Source organism: Kitasatospora sp. NPDC001527 (genome assembly GCF_040298605.1).
Lineage (GTDB): Bacteria > Actinomycetota > Actinomycetes > Streptomycetales > Streptomycetaceae > Kitasatospora.
The window spans coordinates 48,908-67,826 of the sequence record NZ_JBEPAM010000009.1; the positions used below are offsets into that span (position 1 = coordinate 48,908).

At 73.9% G+C, this 18,919-nt stretch carries 11 protein-coding genes and 1 pseudogene; 10 read left to right on the plus strand and 2 right to left on the minus strand.

The annotated features are described in order from the left end of the window. Positions 1-207: 207 nt before the first annotated feature. Both ABT238_RS12150 and ABT238_RS12155 read left to right on the plus strand, forming a co-directional pair. Positions 208-1,401, plus strand: coding sequence for a sensor histidine kinase (locus ABT238_RS12150; RefSeq protein WP_350756895.1), 1,194 nt, complete (start codon positions 208-210; stop codon positions 1,399-1,401). Next, entirely contained in the window at positions 1,398-2,081 is a 684-nt protein-coding gene (locus tag ABT238_RS12155; protein WP_350562854.1) for a response regulator transcription factor, read from the plus strand. Before ABT238_RS12150 ends, ABT238_RS12155 begins: the two co-directional genes overlap by 4 nt. 20 nt (positions 2,082-2,101) lie before the next feature. On the opposite strand, the gene ABT238_RS12160 is transcribed toward ABT238_RS12155, so the two are convergent. Beyond that, positions 2,102-2,527 carry a hypothetical protein gene (locus tag ABT238_RS12160; RefSeq protein ID WP_350562856.1) on the minus strand — a complete coding sequence of 142 codons (426 nt, stop codon included), beginning with the start codon at positions 2,525-2,527 and terminating at the stop codon, positions 2,102-2,104. Positions 2,528-2,638: 111 nt separating this feature from the next. Further along, positions 2,639-8,383 carry an RHS repeat domain-containing protein gene (locus ABT238_RS12165; RefSeq protein ID WP_350756898.1) on the minus strand — a complete coding sequence of 1,915 codons (5,745 nt, stop codon included), beginning with the start codon at positions 8,381-8,383 and terminating at the stop codon, positions 2,639-2,641. A 923-nt stretch (positions 8,384-9,306) separates the two neighbouring features. On the opposite strand from ABT238_RS12165, the gene ABT238_RS12170 reads away from it, so the two are divergent. The 8 genes and pseudogenes from ABT238_RS12170 (at position 9,307) to ABT238_RS12200 (ending at position 18,843) form a co-directional block, all read left to right on the plus strand. Then, the gene (locus ABT238_RS12170) at positions 9,307-11,733 is read left to right on the plus strand and encodes a penicillin acylase family protein (RefSeq protein ID WP_350562860.1); all 2,427 of its coding nucleotides are present in this window, start codon (positions 9,307-9,309) and stop codon (positions 11,731-11,733) included. A 471-nt stretch (positions 11,734-12,204) separates the two neighbouring features. Continuing rightward, the gene (locus tag ABT238_RS12175) at positions 12,205-12,807 is read left to right on the plus strand and encodes a carbonic anhydrase (RefSeq protein WP_350562862.1); all 603 of its coding nucleotides are present in this window, start codon (positions 12,205-12,207) and stop codon (positions 12,805-12,807) included. 88 nt (positions 12,808-12,895) lie between these two features. Then, positions 12,896-14,383 carry a SulP family inorganic anion transporter gene (locus ABT238_RS12180; RefSeq protein ID WP_350562864.1) on the plus strand — a complete coding sequence of 496 codons (1,488 nt, stop codon included), beginning with the start codon at positions 12,896-12,898 and terminating at the stop codon, positions 14,381-14,383. Between the two features lie 171 nt (positions 14,384-14,554). Further along, positions 14,555-15,250, plus strand: coding sequence for a hypothetical protein (locus ABT238_RS12185; RefSeq protein WP_350562865.1), 696 nt, complete (start codon positions 14,555-14,557; stop codon positions 15,248-15,250). A 30-nt stretch (positions 15,251-15,280) separates the two neighbouring features. Next, complete coding sequence (locus tag ABT238_RS12190; protein ID WP_350562867.1) at positions 15,281-16,288, plus strand: N-acetylglucosamine kinase; 1,008 nt, start codon at positions 15,281-15,283, stop codon at positions 16,286-16,288. Between the two features lie 282 nt (positions 16,289-16,570). Continuing rightward, positions 16,571-17,227, plus strand: a pseudogene (locus ABT238_RS38775) (hypothetical protein); the annotation flags it as partial. A gap of 51 nt (positions 17,228-17,278) precedes the next feature. Beyond that, complete coding sequence (locus ABT238_RS12195) at positions 17,279-17,974, plus strand: outer membrane protein assembly factor BamB family protein (RefSeq protein ID WP_350756901.1); 696 nt, start codon at positions 17,279-17,281, stop codon at positions 17,972-17,974. A 50-nt stretch (positions 17,975-18,024) separates the two neighbouring features. Next, complete coding sequence (locus ABT238_RS12200) at positions 18,025-18,843, plus strand: class I SAM-dependent methyltransferase (protein ID WP_350562871.1); 819 nt, start codon at positions 18,025-18,027, stop codon at positions 18,841-18,843. Positions 18,844-18,919: the final 76 nt, after the last annotated feature.

Here is an 18,919-nt window from a genome sequence, read left to right on the forward strand (position 1 = left end):
GGGACCGCGGCAGGGGCACGCTCGACCCGTCGGTGCGCCGACCGGTCAAAATGGTACGAACCACATCCGTACTACCGTTCCAGGAGCAGGTATGTACTGCATCTGCCGTATGTCCCGCTCCGTGCAGTACCTCCCCACCCCCCTCGCCGGATCGTCCGGGCCCGGCCGAGGGGCCCGCCAGGGCAGCCCCGGACGGGAGAAGCGAGCATGACCGACACCTGGCTGCGCCGCGTACGCCGCCGCCATCCCCGCCTGCTCGACGCACTGCTCGTGTTCGCCGTGTTCGTGGTCACCGCCGGGACGACCACCATCGACCGCCTCGGCAACCGCATCGAGCCGAACCCGGCCGCGCTGGCCCTGGCCGTCGTCTCCAGCACCGTGCTCCTGGCCCACCGCAGTCGGCCCCACCTCGTCTTCGGGGTCACCCTCGTCTGCAGCCTGGCCCTGTGCTTCGTCGCCACCCAGCTCAACGCCGGCCTGGTCGCCCCGCTGCTCGCCGCCCTCTACCTCCTCGCGGTGCGCACCGACCGCACCACCGCGCGCGCCGCCACCGCCGTCGCGGCCGTGATGGTGACCGCCGCCACGATCATCAACGAGCCCGACACCTCCTTCAGCGTCAAGGTCGGCGTCGTCGCCTGGGTCCTGCTGCCCGGCGCCTTCGGCGACTCCGTCCGCAGCCGCCGCGCCCACCTCGCCGCCATCGAGGAACGCGCCGAACGCGCCGAGCGCACCCGCGAGGAGGAGGCCCGCCGCCGGGTCGCCGACGAACGCATCCGGATCGCCCGCGACCTGCACGACGTCGTCGCCCACCACATCGCCCTCGCCAACGCCCAGGCCGGCATCGCCGTCCACCTGCTCGACCGCCACCCCGCCCAGGCCCGCGAGATGCTCAGCCACCTCACCGCCGCCACCGGCTCCGCGCTGCGCGAGCTCAAGGCCACCGTCGGCCTGCTGCGCCGCGCCGACGACCCGCAGGCCCCGCTCGAACCGGCCCCCGGCCTCGACCGGCTGCCCGACCTCATCGGCGCCTTCGAACGGGCCGGCCTGCCCGTGCGCCTCTCGGTCGAGGGCGAGCCGCAGCCGCTCTCCCCGGGCGTGGACCTCACGGCGTACCGGATCCTCCAGGAGTCCCTGACCAACGTGGCCAAGCACGCGGCCGGTACCGCCGCCGACGTCACCCTGACGTACTCCGGCAGCCGCGTCCTGCTCAGCGTCGCCAACGACCGCCCGGCCGCCGTCGTCGCCGTGCCCGCCGCCGGAGGAGGCTTCGGCCTGATCGGCATGCGCGAGCGCGCCTCCGCCGTCGGCGGGCGGCTCACCGCCGACCGCCGGCCCGGCGGCGGCTTCCTGGTCTCCGCCGAACTGCCCCTGCGCACCGCCGCCCGAGAGGAACACCCGTGACCATCCGAGTACTGCTGGCCGACGACCAGGCGCTGCTGCGCGGGGCCTTCCGCGTCCTCATCGACGCCGAGGACGACATGGAGGTGGTCGGCGAGGCCGCCGACGGCCGCGAGGCCGTTGAGTTGGCCAAGGCCACCCGCCCGGACGTGGTGCTCATGGACATCCGGATGCCCGGCGTCGACGGGCTCTCCGCGACCGCCGCCATCTGCGGCGACCCCGAGCTCGCCGGCACCCGGGTGCTGATCCTCACCACCTTCGAGATCGACGAGTACGTCGCCCAGGCCCTGCGCGCCGGCGCCGGCGGCTTCCTCGGCAAGGACGCCGAACCGACCGAACTGCTCGCCGCCCTGCGCCGCGTCGCCGCCGGGGACCCCCTGCTGTCGGCCGCCGCCACCCGCGCCGTCATCGATCAGCTGCTCGCCCACCCCGAACCGGACCGGGGCCCCGCCGCCGCCCCCGAACGCCTCGCCGCCCTGACCGCCCGCGAGCGCGAGGTGATGGCGATGGCGGCCACCGGCCTCGGCAACGAGGAGATCGCCGCCCGGATGTTCGTCAGCCCCTTCACCATCCGCACCCACATCCACCGGGCGATGGCCAAGCTCGACGCCCGCGACCGCGCCCAACTCGTCGCCCTCGCCTACCAGACCGGCCTCGTCCCGGCCCCGCGCCCCACGACGTAGGACCCGGTGCCGGCCGTGCCTCAGCGGCGGGCGCCGCGCACGGCCCAGAGGAAGCCGCCCGCGACGACGGCCGCGGTGGCCGCCGCACAGGCCGCGACGCCCGGGTGGAGGAAGGCCCGCCGATCGTCGAGGGCGACGCCGATGACGGCGTACTGCCCGGCGCAGGCGAGGACCGCGCCGGTCAGCGGCGCCGTCCAGGGGCTCAGGGCGGCACGGTCGGGAAGGACGGCCAGCAGGGCGGCCGTCACCAGGGCGATGGCGGTGGCGAAGGCGGCGCCCACCGGGATGCCGAGCACGACGGTGCCGACGTCGTAGCCGATGACGGCGGCCACGGCGCCCCAGCCGCCTCCGCCGACCAGGCCCGCGGCGATCAGCCGTCCCCAGATCCGCAGCCGCCAGACGGTGTCCGTCGGAGCGTCCTGGCGCGGCGCGAGGGAAGCGGTCATCTGTGAAGTCTCCGGGATCTCATGGGTGTGGGGATGCCCGCCGGGTCGCCGTGCGGCGTTCCCGGCGGGCATCGCCGTCGAACGGGTGTCGTCCGCCGTGGTGGCGGAATGCTATTCCAGGTCGCTCTTGCGGCCGAAGGCGCCGGAGGCGAGGTACTCGCGGGCGCCGCGCTTGATGAGCAGGACGGTCAGGGCCTGGTTGCCGTTGGCCTCGCGGGCCGCGCGTTCACCGAGCGCCTGGCCGAACTCGTTGTTCAGCAGGTCGATCCGGTGGTCGCTCTCCTCCTCCGCCGGGTAGTAGGCCTCGTGGGCGGCCGCCCACCTGTCCGCCTTCTCCCGCCCGAGCCGCGCGGTGAGGCTGGCCTGCCACAGCACGTGGCGGTAGGCGTTCGCCCGCTCCCCGCTCAGGGCGTGCTCCTCCTCAAGGGTCTGTTCGATCGCCCACGCGCTCTCGACCTTGTAGATGCGGCACTCGGCCTTGTTCTCCTCGCAGACCGCGTCCTCCGCCTCGCTGAGGGTGAAGTCGGTCGAGCGGTCCAGTTCCTTGCGCTGCTGCTCCGTGACCGCCGGGTACCGGGCCTTCTTCCGGTCCTGCTCGGCGAGGTGGTTGGACCGCGCCCTGCGCTCGTCCTTCGACAGCCCGCCGTTCGCGTTGCTGCGCGGGGTCGGAGCCGGCGGGGAGCAGTCGTGGGTGGCGCAGTACTCGGGGGCGGGGGTGCCGCCCTCGTTGCGGGTGATGTTGAGGTAGTTGCTGCCGTATCCGGTGGGCCGGGTGCCCCTGTTGTCGCAGGTGTACTGGCCGGAGTAGCACTCGGGCAGTGCCTCGCCGGACGGGTCGCTGGTGGCCAGGGGGTTGTTGTTGGCGTAGGTGTAGGCGCCCATCTCCTGGGAGGCGGTGGTGTCCATCTTCGGGTCGACGCTGATGAACCGGCCCGTGTTGGCGTCGTACTCGCGGGCGCCGAGGTGGGTCAGGCCGGTGTCGCCGTCCCGGGTGCCGCCGAGGAAGCCCCGGTCGCCGGTCCAGCCGGAGCCGGGGGCGGTGCCGCGTTCGGCGCCGAACAGGGTCGTCCTGCGCCGGGTGACGGCCTGGGTGGCCGCGTCGACGTGGACGGTCGCGGTGCCGTGCCGGTCGGAGAGGACGAAGGCCAGCTTGCCCGCGGTGCGCACGGCGGCGGTGGTGCCGCCGTGGGTGTAGTAGCGGGTGCCGACCGGCGTGGTGGCGCCGGGCGCGAGCTTCAGCTCGTTGCCGCCGGGCAGGTAGAGCGTGGTGCCGGTGGAGTCCTTGCGGACCAGGCGGTTGCCGTCGGCGTCGTAGACGTACGTGTTGTCCGTCCCGGTGCCGGTGAGCTTGGCCAGGCGGCCCTGCTGGTCCCACTCCAGGGTCTGGGCGGGGGCGGAGCCGATCGTGCGGCCGGTGGTGTTGCCGGTGGCGTCGTAGGAGTAGGTCTCCTTCACCGTGCCGCCGGGGCCGCTCTGGGTGACCTCGGCGAGGGCGTTGGGCTTGCCCGGGACCGGGGTGTAGGTGCGCACGGTGTCCGCCGCGCCGCCGGTGCCGTGGCGGGTCTCGCTCCTGCGGTTGCCGACGCCGTCGTAGCCGAAGCTGGTCCAGTAGGCGTCGGGGCCGCCGACCGTGCTCGCCGAGGGTGCGGCGGCGCAGTTGTCGGTCGCGGTCCAGGCCTCGGTGATCCGGCGCAGCGCGTCGGTGATGACGCACTGGGTGTCGGTGACGGCAGCGGTGTCCTGGCCGGAGCGGGTCGAGGTGCTGGTGACGTTGCCGACCGCGTCGTAGGTGTAGCGGGTGTCGTCGATGCGCTGCGGGGCCGTCTCGCGGTCGGTCACGGCGCGCAGCAGGCTGCCGGTGTGCTCGTCGTACTCGTAGGAGGCCCACAGGTGCGAGCCGAACGCGCCGTACTCGTCCCGCAGGATGCGGCCGTAGTGGTCGTACGTGCCGGCCGAGACGATCGGGTCGGCGCCGGCGTACGTGGTGGCGGGCAGTCCGGTGGTCGGGGTGTAGGAGGTGGTGACGCGTTCCTGCGGCAGTCCGCCGATCGCGGGCTGCTGGGTCCACATCGGCTGGCCGGTGTTGGCGTTGTAGGACGTCGTCCACTTGTAGGTGTCGGCGAGCGCGCCCGCGGCGGCCGGGACGGTCAGCTGGGTGTTGACCGGCTGGTACAGGCTGTTGTACGTGGTCACCGCCGAGACGTAGGCGGCGCCGTCCACGTAGCGGGTGCTGGTGGCGGGCTTGCCCTTGGCGTTGGCGACGGTGTCGTACGTCCACTCGGCCAGCGTGGTGGCGCCCTGCTTGACGGCGGTGGTGCGGCCGAGCGCGTCGTAGTCGGTGTGCAGCACGATGCCGCGGCCGTCCTTGACGTCGGTGACACGGCCGCCGGCGTCGACGGTCAGCTCGGAGGTCCCCTTGTCCGGGTCCTCGACCTTGACCTGCCGGCCGCGGGCGTCGTAGGTGTAGCGCCACTCGTTGCCGGCCGGGTCGTTCATCCGGACGACGTTGCCGCGGCTGTCGTACTGGTAGGTCACCGACTGGCCCGCGGTGCGCGCCTCGTCGGTGTACTCCTTCATCTCGACCACGTTGCCGCGCGCGTCCGCCCAGCTCGTCTTGGCCGTGCCGCCCTCGGGCGGAACGACGGTGACGGCGTCGCCGTGATAGGTGGTCGTGGTGCGCTTGGTCTCGTCGCCGAACCGCTTGCCGATGACGGCGGTCGCGCGCGCCGCGCCGTCGTACAGGGTGTCGGTGGAGGCGGGGTACTTCAGCTCCTGGCCGGTCACCAGGACGCCCTCGGCGGCGCCGTCGGCGTAGTACGAGCCGGAGTCGCGCCAGGCCAGGCCGCGGCTGTCGTAGAACTGCTCGGTGACCAGGCGCCCCGAGCGGTCCGGCGAGGTGCGCTGGGTCTGACGCGAGCGCAGCAGGCCGTCGAAGAAGGAGTAGGAGGTCTCGTAGGTGGAGTCGTGCCGCAGGGTGCGCGTGGTCACCACGATCGGGCCGTTGTTGCGCACCTGGTAGTCGAAGCCGTAGTTCGGCGAGTCCGGGTAGGTGGCGGCCGAGCGGGTGGGCAGCCACACCTTGGTGATCCGGCCGAGCGCGTCGAACTGGCTGGTGGTGACCTTGTTGTTGGCGTCGGAGATCGTCAGCGCCTGGCCCCGCAGCGGCTCGTAGCCGGTGGTGGTCGTGTGGCCGAGCGGGTTGGTGACCACGGAGGAGACCGCGACCTCCCCGGTGGCCGGGGTGTAGGCGGTCGTGGTGGTCCTGCCGTAGGCGTCGGTGGCCGTCAGCGGGCGGCCGTAGCCGTCGTGGCCGGTGCGCGAGAGCGTGTCGTAGCCGGTACCGGCCCCGTTGACCGCCCGGGTCTCGGTGACCAGGCCCTTGGTGGGCGCGGCGCCGACGGCGGTGGTGTCGTCGTAGAGGGTCTGGGTGTCGGAGACGATGTCCGCCGGCCGGTTGACCGGGGAGCCGCAGGCCGCGCCGACGACCTCCACCCGGCTCGGGCTGCTCAGGATCCACGCGCCGGTGTTGCGGGCGTACTCGGTGGTGGTGCACCGCTCGTCACCGCTCCTGGACTCGTCGCCGAGCTCGCTGAGGGAGGTGACGAGGCCGTAGCCGTCGAAGGTGCGCGACAGCGAGGTGCGGCGCTCCCCGCCGGTGACCGCGGTGCGGGTCTGCTCCTTCTGGACGCCGGTGAGGTGGGCGCCGAGCGCCGGCAGTCCGGCGCGGGCGCGGGTGGCGGTGGCGGTGGAGCTCCACGGCGTGTAGGAGGTCGCCGACACCAGGGCGCCACCGTCCCCGTTGTAGACCGCCCGCTCGCGCAGCTGGCCCGCGAACTCGGGGCGGTCCGTGACGGTCTCGCCGGCCGAGTTCCCGACCTGCGCCCCGTCGAGGCCGCGGAAGTAGCGGGTCTCGGTCAGGGTGCGGGCGTCGTAGCCGGCGCCGGTGCGGGTCTGGACCCGCCCGTAGCCCCGGCCGACCGAGAAGGTGCGCTCGTCGGCCTTGGTGAGCTCGTCCTCGTTCATCGCCCAGGCGGCGCCGTCGAGGTAGGCGTACTCGGTGACCTTGTCCGGGGTCTCGGCGAGGTTGTCGCCCTCGACGACCTTCTCGACGACGTAGCTGTTGAACCAGTCGTCCTTGACGGTGCTGCCCTCGCGGCGCTTGACCGGGTAGCAGCGGCTGGTGTTGGCGGCGCTGACGGGCGGGAGGCTCGTCACCGAGCAGCCGGGGGCCGAGTAGTAGGCGCCGATGGTGCCGCCGGTCTCGGTGGTGATCTGGGACAGCCGCAGCCGGACGAACGGGGCCAGGCCGTCACCGGTCCTGTCGACGCGGTTGGCCAGCTGCTCGCCGGCGAAGGTGACCGGGGGCAGTTCCAGCTTGCCGTTGGTCCAGCCGGTGCGGGTGATGGCGGACAGCCACATCGGGGTGGAGATGCCGTCACCGGAGGGCGGGAAGCTCTGCGTCAGGCTCCAGCTGTCGACGTTCTTGTGCGTGCCGCCGGTCAGGGCCCTGGTGGTGACGGTGACCAGTCGCTTGCGGGACCAGAAGGTCGGCGAGGCGTTGGTCCTGCAGTCCGCGCCGTCGGCGCAGTACAGGTCGAACGGGACGTCCGGCCAGTTCTTGGCGTTGGTGTCGTCGAAGGTGCCGCAGGTGGCCAGGCACCGCTCGTCGACGTCGAACTTGACGACGCCGGTCGGCTTCGCGCTGTACACGGTGTCCGAGCGCAGGCCGTACTCGACGCGGTCGAGCCAGCCGCCGCGCACGTACGGCGTCGTGGTGCCCTTGCCGGTGGTGGTGCTCCAGTTGCGGGCGTAGTTGTTGGACTCGGTGTTCCAGTAGTACGCCATCGCGTTGCCGCGCGGGTCGACCACGTAGTCCAGCTGCCAGCGCCAGGCCTGCTGGCACCAGGCGCCGGCGAACGAGGAGTTGTAGCACGGCTCGCCGGACTGGTTGCCGAACACCGGCACCGTCCACGCCGACTTCGTCTCGGCCGAGCCGGACTGGTGGCCGGGCAGGCGGTTCAGGCCGAAGAAGTACTGGGTGCCGTCGGTGGTGGTGATCTTCCAGTGCTCGCCGTCGTTGTCACCGTTGGCGGCGCCGGTCAGCTTCTCGACCTTCTCGCCCGAGTCGCTCGCCGGGTGCCAGCCCTTGCCGGCCTCGTGGACCAGCTCGGTGTGCTTGCCGCCGAGGGAGAGCACGGCGTTGTCGTTGTACCAGCACAGGTCGCCGACCTTGGCGGTGTTGGTCCCGCCGGACTGGTCGTCGTCGCACGGCTTGTAGCGCCGCTCGATGAAGCCGGGTTCGTAGGACCAGCCGTCACCCAGCCAGCCGGCCTGGTTGTTGGAGGCGCTGCTGCGGCCGTCCACGGCCTGCGAGGAGTAGCCGAGCGAGACGGCGGGCCGCAGACCGCCGGGCACCGCGGGCACCGACAGGGGGTAGGACCAGGTGAACGCGCCGGTGGAGCCCCCGCCCGACCAGGAGCCGGACGCCTGGAGCGAGGTCGCCTTGTAGTCGCCGGTGGGTCCGGCGGCGTCGGCGAGCGCCGCGAGGACCGTCGCCCCGGCGGCCGGGGCGGACGCGGCGGTGAGCGAGAAGCCCTTCGCCTCCGCCGGCCGCGCGGGCGCGTCCAGGCTCGCCGAAACGGCGGACCTGGCGGGCTCGTTCACCGACTCCAGCGGCACCGCCGTACGGCACTCCGGGCGGTCCGGGGTGGTCAGGACGCAGTCGGGAAGCCGGACCAGACGCAGCCGTGACGCCCAGTCACCGCCGTAGGCCTTCGCGAAGGCCGAGTAGTCGAGCGTGACCTTGACCTTGCCGTCCTGCGGTGTCCGGTCGGCGGACGTGAGCGAGAACAGCACGCCGTCTATTCCGGCGGCACGGGTCTGCTGCCGGTCGGCGACGGTGACCCCGATGCCCTCGGGCTGCTCCGAGGAAGGTGCCTTCGTCAGCGAATTAACGTGCTTTTCAAGCGACTTGGCCGATCCGGCCGACGGTGACGTTTCGACGGAAATGGCGCCCGGGCCGGGCCATACCGCGTCGACGGCCTTTTCCGTCACGGTCGATGCCAGGCCGGGTCGCTTCTGCCCGCCGATCGGCACCGTCTTCACCGGTACCGGCCGGGTCTGCTGGAGGGCCGGCAGGTCGGGCCTCCCGCCGCTCCCCTCCGCGGCTGACGCTGCACCTGGCAGCGCGGATGTCAATGCCGTGGCCGCGACGGCGGTCGCCAGCCAGCGGGCAGCGAAATGCCTCACTCGTCCCCTCCGATGATTGTGAATGAGCCGACGAAGGCTAACAAGGTCGGAGGGGGATTTCTTTGCCCCACCTGCCCGAACGCCGGGCGTAATGTCCCGTGTGCGATCATTCGTCAGGATCGGTGGCAATCGACCTCATCGGTCCGTCAGCGAGACGAATTGTGAGGGAAATTGACGGTCGATCACGGGAATCGAGATCGATGAAATTGCCCCGATGAGTGCCCTGCGGCGGGTATGGAGTCCTACCGCTTTTCGGAAAAGCACTCATCGTGAAGGAAGCGGTGTGGCGGCTGTGGTTGGCAGGCTGGATCACCCTCCGGATCGCGGACGTCAACGGCGACCGTCCCGCCGGTAGGGGCGGGCGCGGGCGGTGAGCGCCCCTCCGGGAGGCGTACGCGGGTAGGCCCGACGGGCGAGGGCCGGGTCGTCCCGAGGGGCGATGACCGGGCGGCGCCCGGGGCGGCAGCGTGGGAGCCATGACGGAGAAGACGAAAGTGAGTACACGTCAGTCCAGCTCACCGTTGCGGCGATTGGCGTCGGGAACGCTCGCCCTCGGGCTGGCCGCGGGGCTGCTGACGGCGCTGGTCCCCGCCTCGGCGCAGGCCGCCGACGCCGACCTCGCGACCGGCCAGGGGGCCGACCGGGGCGGCTGGACCGCCAAGATCCGCCGGACCGAGTTCGGCGTCCCGCACGTCCTCGCCCAGGACTTCGGCGGCCTCGGCTACGGCTACGGGTACGCCTTCGCGCAGGACAACCTCTGCCAGCTCGCCGACCAGGTGGTCACCGTGCGCGGCGAGCGCTCGCGCTGGTACGGGCCGGACGGCCGGTCCGTCGACCGGCTCCCGAACCTGGAGAGCGACACCTACCAGCAGGGCGTGCTGCGTTCCGGGACGGTGCGGCGGCTGCTGGCCCGGCCGGCGCCGCTCGGTCCGACCGGCGAGGTGCGGCAGCTGGTCGACGGGTACGTCGCGGGGTACAACCGCTATCTGCGGGAGACCGGCGTCGACCGGCTCCCGGACCCGTCCTGCCGGGGGAAGGAGTGGGTCGGGCCGATCACCGCCGACGACCTCTGGAACATCCTCTACGAGGCCAACACCCTGGCGGGCACGGCGAAGCACTCGGTCGCCACCGCCGTCCCGGGCGCCGGCGGCCTCCCCGATTCCGATTCCGCCTCCGCTCCCGGTGCCGGGGCCGCCGCGCGGCGTGCCCAGGAGGGCCCCGCCGACGCGCCGCCCGGACCCCCCTGGGCGCGCCGCGCGGCCGACACCCCCGACACGGGCAGCAACGCCTGGGCGATCGGCCGGGACGCCGCCCGCGACGGCAACGGCCTGCTGCTGGCCAACCCGCACCTGCAGTGGGTCGGCGCGGAGCGGTTCTACCAGGCCCAGCTGACCATCCCCGGCGTCCTGGACGTCGCCGGCGCCGGGCTCTACGGCGTCCCGTTCCTGCAGATCGGTCACACCCGGGGCCTCGCCTGGAGCCACACCACCACCTACGCCGACCACTTCGCCGCCTACCGGCTCTCGCTGGTGCCCGGCGACCCGACCGCGTACGTGGTGGACGGCAAGGTCGAGCGGATGGCCGCGGAGACCGTCCCGGTCACCGTCCGGGCCGCCGACGGCACGCTCTCCACCGTCGACCGGACGGTCTACCGCTCCCGCCACGGCTACGTCATGGCCGAGGGCTGGACCGCCGAGTACGCCTACACGCTGCGCGACACCAACGCCGAGAACCTCCGCTCCCTCAACGAGTGGGTGGCGATGGGCCGGGCCCAGAACCTCGACCAGCTGCGGCAGGCCCAGCGCACCTACCAGGGCGCCCCGTGGGTGTACACCACGGCGGTCGACTCCAGCGGGACGACCTACTTCACCGACTCCTCCGCCGTCCCGCACATCACCGACGCGCTGCGGGCGCGCTGCCTGGTGCCCAACCCCCTCACCGACGGCGTGCTCGACGGGTCGACCACCTCCTGCGACCCGGGCAGCGACCCGGACGCCCTGGTCCCCGGCGTGTTCGGCCCCGCCAACCACCCGGAGCTGACGCGCGCCGACTACGTGGCCAACGCCAACAACGGCCCCTACCTGACCAACGCGCAGGCGCCGATCACCGGGCTGCCCGCCGTCTACAACGGCGGTGCGGAGCTCGCCTCGCGGCCGCAGCTGAGCCTGCGGATGATCGCCGACCGCCGGGCCGGCACCGACGGCCTGGGCGCGCCCGGCTTCACCCTCGCCTCCCTCCAGGCGGCCATGTTCGGCAACCGCGTGCAGAGCGCCGAACTGGACCGCGACGACGCCGTCGCGCTGTGCCGGGCGCACCCGGCGATCACGGCCTCCGACGGCACGCTGGTCGACGTGCGCGCCGCGTGCGACGTGCTGGCGGCCTGGAACACCCGCGCCGACGCCGACAGCCGGGGCACCGTGCTCTGGCAGGAGTACACCGGCGCGCTGGCGCGGACCGGGACGACGGCCTGGAGGACGGTCCCGTACGACCCGGCCCAGCCGCTGACCACCCCGCGCGGCATCGCCGCCGGCGACGCCGACGCGCAGCGCGCGTTCGCCGACGCGGTGCGCGGCCTGGCGGCCCGCGGTGTGCCGGTGGACGCCCCGATCGGACGCGTCCAGCGCTGGGCGGGCATCCCGCTGCACGGCTGCTCCGGCCTGCTGGGCTGCTTCAACGTCGTCACGGCCGCGCCGGAATCGGGCGCCGGCGGCGGCACGTACCCGGCGGACCTGCTGAGCGTCCCGCACGGCTCCAGCTTCCTGATGGCCACCGAGCTGACCGACCGGGGCCCGCGCACCCGGACGCTGCTCGCCTACGGGCAGTCGGCCGACCCGACCTCGCCCCACTTCACCGACCAGACCCGCCGCTACGCCCGCAAGCAGTGGGTGACCGAGCGCTTCACCGAGGCCGAGATCCGCTCCGCCCCGGGCCTGACCGTCACCACCCTGCGCCGCTGACGCTCCGTCAATTCGGCCACCGGGCCGCCGCCGTTCCCCGAACGGCGGCGGCCCGCGTGTGTGTGCCCGTTGTGTGGGCCTGCAGGTGTGCGTAGGGGGCGTGCCGAGCTCGCGAGGGGCGCGCGTGAAGGGCCGTGCACCAACTCCCCGGTCGGCTCTTGGGTTCCTCCGGTGCGCGAATGCCAAGGCGGAAGGCCGTGTACCGGTCCCGGCAACAGGATGTTAACCAGATCGGCACATTCTGCGCCCTGGACCCGCTTTTGCCGACCCGATACCCGTGTTTTACTTCCTCTTGACGCGTCATCAGGTCACCGGGGGGATACCGAGGGTCACTGGCGCGGCCCTGTGGCCTGTCCTCCGACGGCCGCGGCCGCAGCCCCTCGCCGGGGATATCTGGTTCCGACGTGCCTGCCCGTCCACCGCCCCTCCCGGCCGTCGCCGCGAGGGTCACCGAAGGAGGCATCCACCCTCATGGAACCGCTCATCGACCGGGCCCGGGCGTTCCCGCAGCGCGCGGGCGACACCGGCCGGGAACTCACCGGACTCGCCGCCGGGCAGACCCCGCAGGCCCTGTTCATCACCTGCTCCGACTCCCGCGTGGTGCCCGCCCTGATCACCGGCGCCGACCCCGGGGACCTCTTCGAGCTCCGCACCGCGGGCAACATCGTCCCCGCCTACCGGGCCGACGGCTCCTCGGGCGAGACCGCCACCATCGAGTACGCCGTCGAGGTGCTCGGCGTCCGCGACCTGGTGGTCTGCGGGCACTCGCACTGCGGCGCCGTCGGCGCCGTCGTCCGCGACGAGGACCTCAGCGTGGTGCCCGCCGTCCGCGCCTGGCTGCGCCACGCCGACCGCGCCGTGCTGCGCGCCGACGAGGCCGACGTCTTCGACCCGACGGTCGCCGGCCCGGTGCAGCGCCACGTCCTCACCCAGCTCGACCGGCTGCGCGGCTACCCCGCCGTCGCCCGCCGGCTGCGCGAGGGGCGGATCCGGCTGCACGGCTGGTTCTACGAGATCCACACCGGACTGGTGCTCGCCCACCAGCCCGACGCCGGCCTCTTCCTCCCGCTGTGATCCCGCCGTACCGTCGCGCACCGCGCCCGCACCGTCATGCACCGCCGTCCACCGTCCACCGCACCGTCCACACTCTCCCGAGGACCCGATGACTCGTCGTCCCGCCCTTCGGCTGAGCACTCTGCGCTCCGACCTTCCCGCCTCCCTCGTCGTCTTCCTGGTCGCCCTCCCGCTCTGCGTGGGCGTCGCCGTCGCCTCCGGGGTCCCGGCCGAACTCGGCCTGGTCACCGGCATCGTCGGCGGTCTGGTGACCGGCCTGCTGCCCGGCAGCAGCCTCCAGGTGTCCGGCCCCGCCGCCGGACTGACCGTGCTGGTCTTCGCCGCCGTCCAGGAACACGGCCTCGCCACCCTCGGCGTCATCACCGCCGCCGCCGGCCTGCTGCAACTCGCGATGGGCGCCGCCCGGCTCGGCCGGCTGTTCCGGGCGATCTCCGTCTCGGTCGTCCAGGGCATGCTCGCCGGCATCGGCCTGGTGCTGATCGCCGGTCAGCTCTACGCGCTCGCCGACGCCAAGGGCCCGGCCGGCGGGCCCGCCAAACTCGCCGGGCTCCCGGGCCTGGCCGCCGACGTCGCCGGGGACGGGCAGGCGCTCGCCGCTGCCGCCATCGGCGCCGGGACGGTGGCGGTCCTGCTGTTCTGGCCCCGTCTGCCCGCCCGGATCCGGGTGGTCCCCGCGCCGCTCGCCGCCGTCGCCGCGGCGACGGCCGTCACCGCCCTGTTCGACCTGCCCGTCGCCCGTGTCGAGGTGGCCGGACTCGCCGGTGTCATCGACCTGCCCGGCACCTCCGACCTCGCGGCGCTCGGCAGCCTCGGCGTCCTCGGCACGGCCGTCGCCTTCGCGCTGATCGCCTCCGCGGAGAGCCTGTTCAGCGCGGCCGCCGTCGACCGCCTGCACGACGGCCCGCGCACCGACTACGACCGCGAACTGCTCGCCCAGGGCGTCGGCAACACCGTCTGCGGCCTGCTCGGCGCCCTGCCGATGACGGCGGTCATCGTCCGCAGCGCCGCCAACGTGCAGGCCGGTGCCCGTACCAAGGCCTCCCGGGTCCTGCACGGCCTGTGGCTGCTGCTCTTCGCGGCGCTCATCCCGGCCGCCCTCTCCGCCATCCCGCTCGCCGCCCTGGCCGGCGTCCTGGTCCACGCCGGGGCCAAGCTCGTCCCGGTCCGCACCCTGCGGCCGCTGTGGCGGGCCGACCGCGGCGAGGCGGTGATCCTGGCCGTCACGGCGATCGCCATCGTGGTGACCAACCTCCTCGAAGGGGTGCTGCTCGGGCTGCTCCTCGCGGTGCTCAAGAGCGCCTGGGACACCTCCCACCTCCAGGTCACGATCACCGACCTGCCCGACGGCGCCGTGCGGGTGACCCTCCACGGCAACGCCACGTTCCTCCGCCTGCCCCGTCTCCTGGAGACGCTCGAATCCCTGGAGGACCTGCCCGCCGACCGCCCGGTACGCCTCGACCTCTCCGGCGTGCGCCACCTCGACCACGCCTGCCGCAGTGCCCTGGAACTCTGGCAGGAGAGGCACGACCGCAACGGCTCCGCCGAACTCCTCGGCCTCCCCGCCGCGGCCGCCTGACCCCCTCCGGGCCCCGCCGGGCCGTGGCCGCGGGAAGACCGCCGGCCACGGCCCGGCCGGGCGGGTGCGGTCCTCACAGGCTGAGCCCGCCCGCTCTCCTCCCTCCTCACCCCGGCCGGCGACCACGAACAGGACTGCGTTTTTCACGCCGGACCCCCGACCATGGAGGCCATGACGTCCACACCTGCGGACCGCCTCACCGACCCCTCCGTCACCGCCCCCTCCCTCGCCGAACGGCTGGCCCACGTGCGCTGGATCGCCGGTGGCCCGGCCGCCGGCAAGAGCACGCTGACCCGGCTGCTCGCCGATCGCCACGACGCCGCCGTCCTCGACGGCGACCGCGCCGAGCACCGCTGGCTCGACCGGTGCGACCCCGGGCGTCACCCGCGGCTCGCCGCCCTGCGGAACCGGCCGCCCGGGGACCAGTGGCGCGGCCGGACCGCGCGGCAGGTGTTCCGGGCCATGCCGAGCCTGCACGGCGAGATGACCGGGTTCCTCGTCGAGGACCTCCTCGCCCTGCCCGCCGACCGCACCGTCCTGGTCGACTACTTCGGGATCCTCCCGCGCGACCTCGCGCCGCTGCTCCGCCACAGCGGGCAGGCCGTCTTCCTGCTGCCCACCCCGGCCTTCCGGAAGGAGGCCCTCACCGCCCGGTACGCGGACCCCGCCCGTGCCCGGGCCACCTGGGGCGACCGGGATCCGGAGTCCGCCCTCGCCGACCGCCTCGCCCGCGACGCGCTCTGGGACGATGAGGTGCGCCGCCAGGCCCCGCTCCACGCCGCCGCCGTCCTCACGGTCGACGGCACCACGCCCGCCGCCGACCTGGCGGAACGCGTCGCCGCGCGGTTCGGTCTGCCCCGGCGGTAGCCGGGCCCCGACACACCCTGGAGGGACACCGTGGAACGGACGGCGGGGGAGTGCTGGATCGCCGGGGCCGATGTCGGCGGGTCCGGGATCCGGGTGGCACTGGCGCCCGACCGGTGGCCGGAGGGACTCGCGGGGGCGCGGACGGCCGAGCTGGCCGCACCCGCGCGGGTGTCGGCCCCGGCCGGAGGGCTGGACGCCCGGGCGCTGCTCGACCGGCTGCTCCCCGCCCTCCAGGGCCTGGCCGCCGGGCTGCCGGACGGCGCGCGGATCGGGGCCGTCGCGGTCGGCGCCACCGGGATGGCCCTGCTCGGCCGTGACCTCGCCGCCCGTCTGCCCGGCCCGCTCGCCCGCGCCACCGGGGCCCGGCACCTGGTGCTCGCCGGGGACGCGATCACCGCCCACGTGGGTGCGCTGGGTACGGACGCCGGGGTGACCGTGGCCGGCGGGACGGGGCTGGTCGCGATCGGCTACCGCCCGGGCGCCGGCTGGCGGCGGGCCGACGGCTGGGGCCAGCTGCTCGGCGACTGCGGCAGCGGCGGGTGGCTCGGCCGGTCCGGGCTGGAGGCCGCGCTGCGCGCGTACGACGGCCGCCCCGGCGGCTCGCCCCTGCTCCTCGCCGCCGCCGAACGCCGCTACGGCCCGGTGACCGGCCTCCCGGCAGCCCTCCAGCCGCGCCCCGACCGGGCCGCTCTGCTCGCCGCCTTCGCCCCGGACGTCGCCACGGCGGCCGGGGAGGGCTGCCCGGTCGCCGCCGGTCTGCTGCGCCGCGCGGGCGAGGAGATCGCCGCCACCGCGACCGCCGCCGCGAGCTCGGCGGGCCTCCCCGCCCCGGACCTCGCCCTGACCGGCGGCCTCTTCCGTCTCACCTCCCTGCACCGCGCCGCCCTCGCGGCCCTGGCCACCCACCTCCCCACCGCCCGCCTCCGCACCCCCGACGGCCCGCCCCTCCTCGGCGCCCTCCGCCTGGCCGCCACCGCCCCCCGCCTCCCATGGCCCCTCCACCCTCCCCTCCTCGGCCTCCTCACCACCGACCCCTGAAGTGATGGCGGGCACGGACCTCGACGACGGATGACGGTGGCGCTCGCGGCTCGGACGGCCATACGGAGGGCGAGGGTGTGTTCGAACTTCGAAGGGGCGGCGCAGATGGGTGCTCCATCCGTTCCGACCTGCGGTTCCGCCGTGGGGTTGCCGGTCGGCCGGGATTCCGTGGGAAGCGCCGGGGCGGTGGAGGAGCCGGTGGATTTCCGGATACCCGGGAGCGTCGGGTAGTCCTCTGGGGGCGGTCGTCCCGCGGTGCCGGACCCGAGGGAGGTGGTGTCGATGGCGGCTTCGGGGACGAGCCGGCGTTCGAGCGTGGTCAGGAACCTGGTGGCCGGCGACGTGACCGTGCACGGCTCCGTGATCCAGGGCAAGAACGTGAACGTCACACTGGTCGCCGCTCTCCCGGGCCCCGATGCGCCGACCGGGTTCCCCGGACCGACACCGGAGTGCCGCGAGGAGCGTGACGACCCGCCGCCACCGCCGCCCGCCGGAACGGACCCGGGAGGACAGGGGGCGATCAGTGGCAGGCGCAGGGGGCGCCGACTTCCCGCGCAGGTGTGGGGGCCGGTTCCGATTGCCCCCCGACAGGTCCGGGGCGGGCAGGGGCGCAAGCGCCGGGTCGAGCAGCCGCTGTACATCGACGGCTCCCTCGTCGTGAGGGAGGGATGCGAACTCCACGTCCTCGGAGCCCGGGACGGTGGCCACCGGCGACACGTCGCGGCCGGGAACGACGCCCGGCCCTTCGTCGACGCGGGGCAGGTCCACTTCCAGGGCTTGAACGGCAGGGTCAACACGCTTGATCTGCGAGCCGACAGACTGCATCGATGGGACCCGGGATTCCACCTCTACGAGGGCAGGACGAGCCTGTCCCGTGGTTCGGCCTTCACGGTCGACCCCAACGGCGTCGTCACCTCGCTGGACCTTCGCCGGAGGCGCCGACGCTGGACCATGGCGGAGGTCGCCTGTGCCGTCGTCTCCGCACCTCGGGTGTCGGGTCATGACGTCCTCGGCCTCGGGGTGATGCCCGGCGGGGCGGAGCGAGAGCCGGACTGCGTGGCGGCGATCCACGAGGAGGACGGGACGGGGCGGTGGCTCTACCCGGCAACGGCGCCGCTGTTCCCGGTGTGGCGCGTTGCCGACCGCGCCGTCTACGCGATCGAGATGCGTCCGCCGGACGCCCGCCTCATCGCCATCGACACGGCGACCGGCGACACCCGGTGCCGTTCCGGCTGGTTCACCGGCACTCCGGCGGACCTCGTCGTCACGGACGCAGCAGCCTTCCTCCGCACCACCGACCACCACCTGTACGCGGTCGACCCGGGCGACGGTCGGGTCCTGTGGGACAGACCCGGCATCACCCGCTCGCCGACCGTGGCGAACGGGCGGGTCTTCCTGGTCGAGAACGCGCGCCGGCTCGCGGTGGTGGAACCGGCGAGCGGCGAGGACCGGTGGCCGGGCAAGCCGGGCAAGGGAGTCCTGCTCGCCGGGCCGTTCGTGACGGATCGAACGGTCTGCACCGTCGGGCACGACGGGCTGACCGCGCGGAACGCGGAGACGGGGCGGGTGATCGCACGACACGCGATGAGCCTGAACCCGGACTGTCGGGGCGTGCCGGCCCTGGTGGACGGGGTTCTCTACTTCACCAACGGCCGCCGTGAGGTGGAGGCCGTCGCCCTGGGGTGAGGGCGGAAAACGGTTTGATCAAGGCCTGGGGCGTGCCTAGCGTGGCGGGTATGAACAAGACCCCGACGCCCGAGGACTGGCTCGCGGCGAACCGTGCCAACTGGGACAGCCGTGTCCCCGTTCACGTGGCCAGCGCCTTCTACGACGTGGACGGCTTCGTCGCGGGGCGGGAGCCCTTGCGGGACTTCGAGCTCGCCGAGGTCGGTGACGTGGACGGGAAGTCCCTGCTGCACCTCCAGTGCCACTTCGGGCAGGACACCCTCTCGTGGGCCCGGCACGGGGCGACCGTCACCGGGCTGGACTTCTCCGCGCCCGCGGTGGAGGCCGCCACCGAGCTGGCCGGGCGGATCGGCGCGGACGGCGCCCGCTTCGTCGTCTCCGACGTGTACGACGCCGTGACCGCGCTCGACGGGCAGCGCTTCGACGTCGTCTACACCGGCCTGGGCGCGCTGTGCTGGCTCCCGGACGTCACCCGCTGGGCGCGGACGGTGGCGGCCCTGCTCGCCCCGGGCGGCTTCCTCTACCTCGCGGAGTTCCACCCCTTCGCCGACACCCTGGCGGAGGACGGCCGCACGGTCGAGTACGACTACTTCCACAACGAGGCGACGGTCTGGGACGAGGCCAGCACCTACACCGACGGCGAGCTGTCGCCTACGGCCGCCACCGTGACCGTCGAGTGGCAGCACGGGGTCGGTGAGGTCGTGAGCGCCCTGGCGGCCGAGGGGCTGCGGATCGAGTTCCTCCACGAGCACGACTTCACCGTGTTCGCCCGCTTCCCGGTGCTGGAGCACGACCGGGTGTTCCGCTTCCCCGAGGGCCAGCCGGGCGTCCCGCTGATGTACTCCCTCCGCGCGAGCAAGCCGGCGTAGCCCCGACCGCACCGGCGCCCCGCCCGTAGCGCCCGCCCCGGCTCCCGCCGTTAGCGCCCGCCCCGCCCGTAGCGCC

Excerpts from the sequence above, each read along its gene's own strand:
- ABT238_RS12185 (WP_350562865.1), top strand. The coding sequence starts at position 14,555 with ATGACGTCCACACCTGCGGACCGCCTCACCGACCCCTCCGTCACCGCC.
- ABT238_RS12200 (WP_350562871.1), top strand. The coding sequence starts at position 18,025 with ATGAACAAGACCCCGACGCCCGAGGACTGGCTCGCGGCGAACCGTGCC.
- ABT238_RS12175 (WP_350562862.1), top strand. The coding sequence starts at position 12,205 with ATGGAACCGCTCATCGACCGGGCCCGGGCGTTCCCGCAGCGCGCGGGC.
- ABT238_RS12160 (WP_350562856.1), bottom strand. The coding sequence starts at position 2,527 with ATGACCGCTTCCCTCGCGCCGCGCCAGGACGCTCCGACGGACACCGTC.
- ABT238_RS12180 (WP_350562864.1), top strand. The coding sequence starts at position 12,896 with ATGACTCGTCGTCCCGCCCTTCGGCTGAGCACTCTGCGCTCCGACCTT.
- ABT238_RS12150 (WP_350756895.1), top strand. The coding sequence starts at position 208 with ATGACCGACACCTGGCTGCGCCGCGTACGCCGCCGCCATCCCCGCCTG.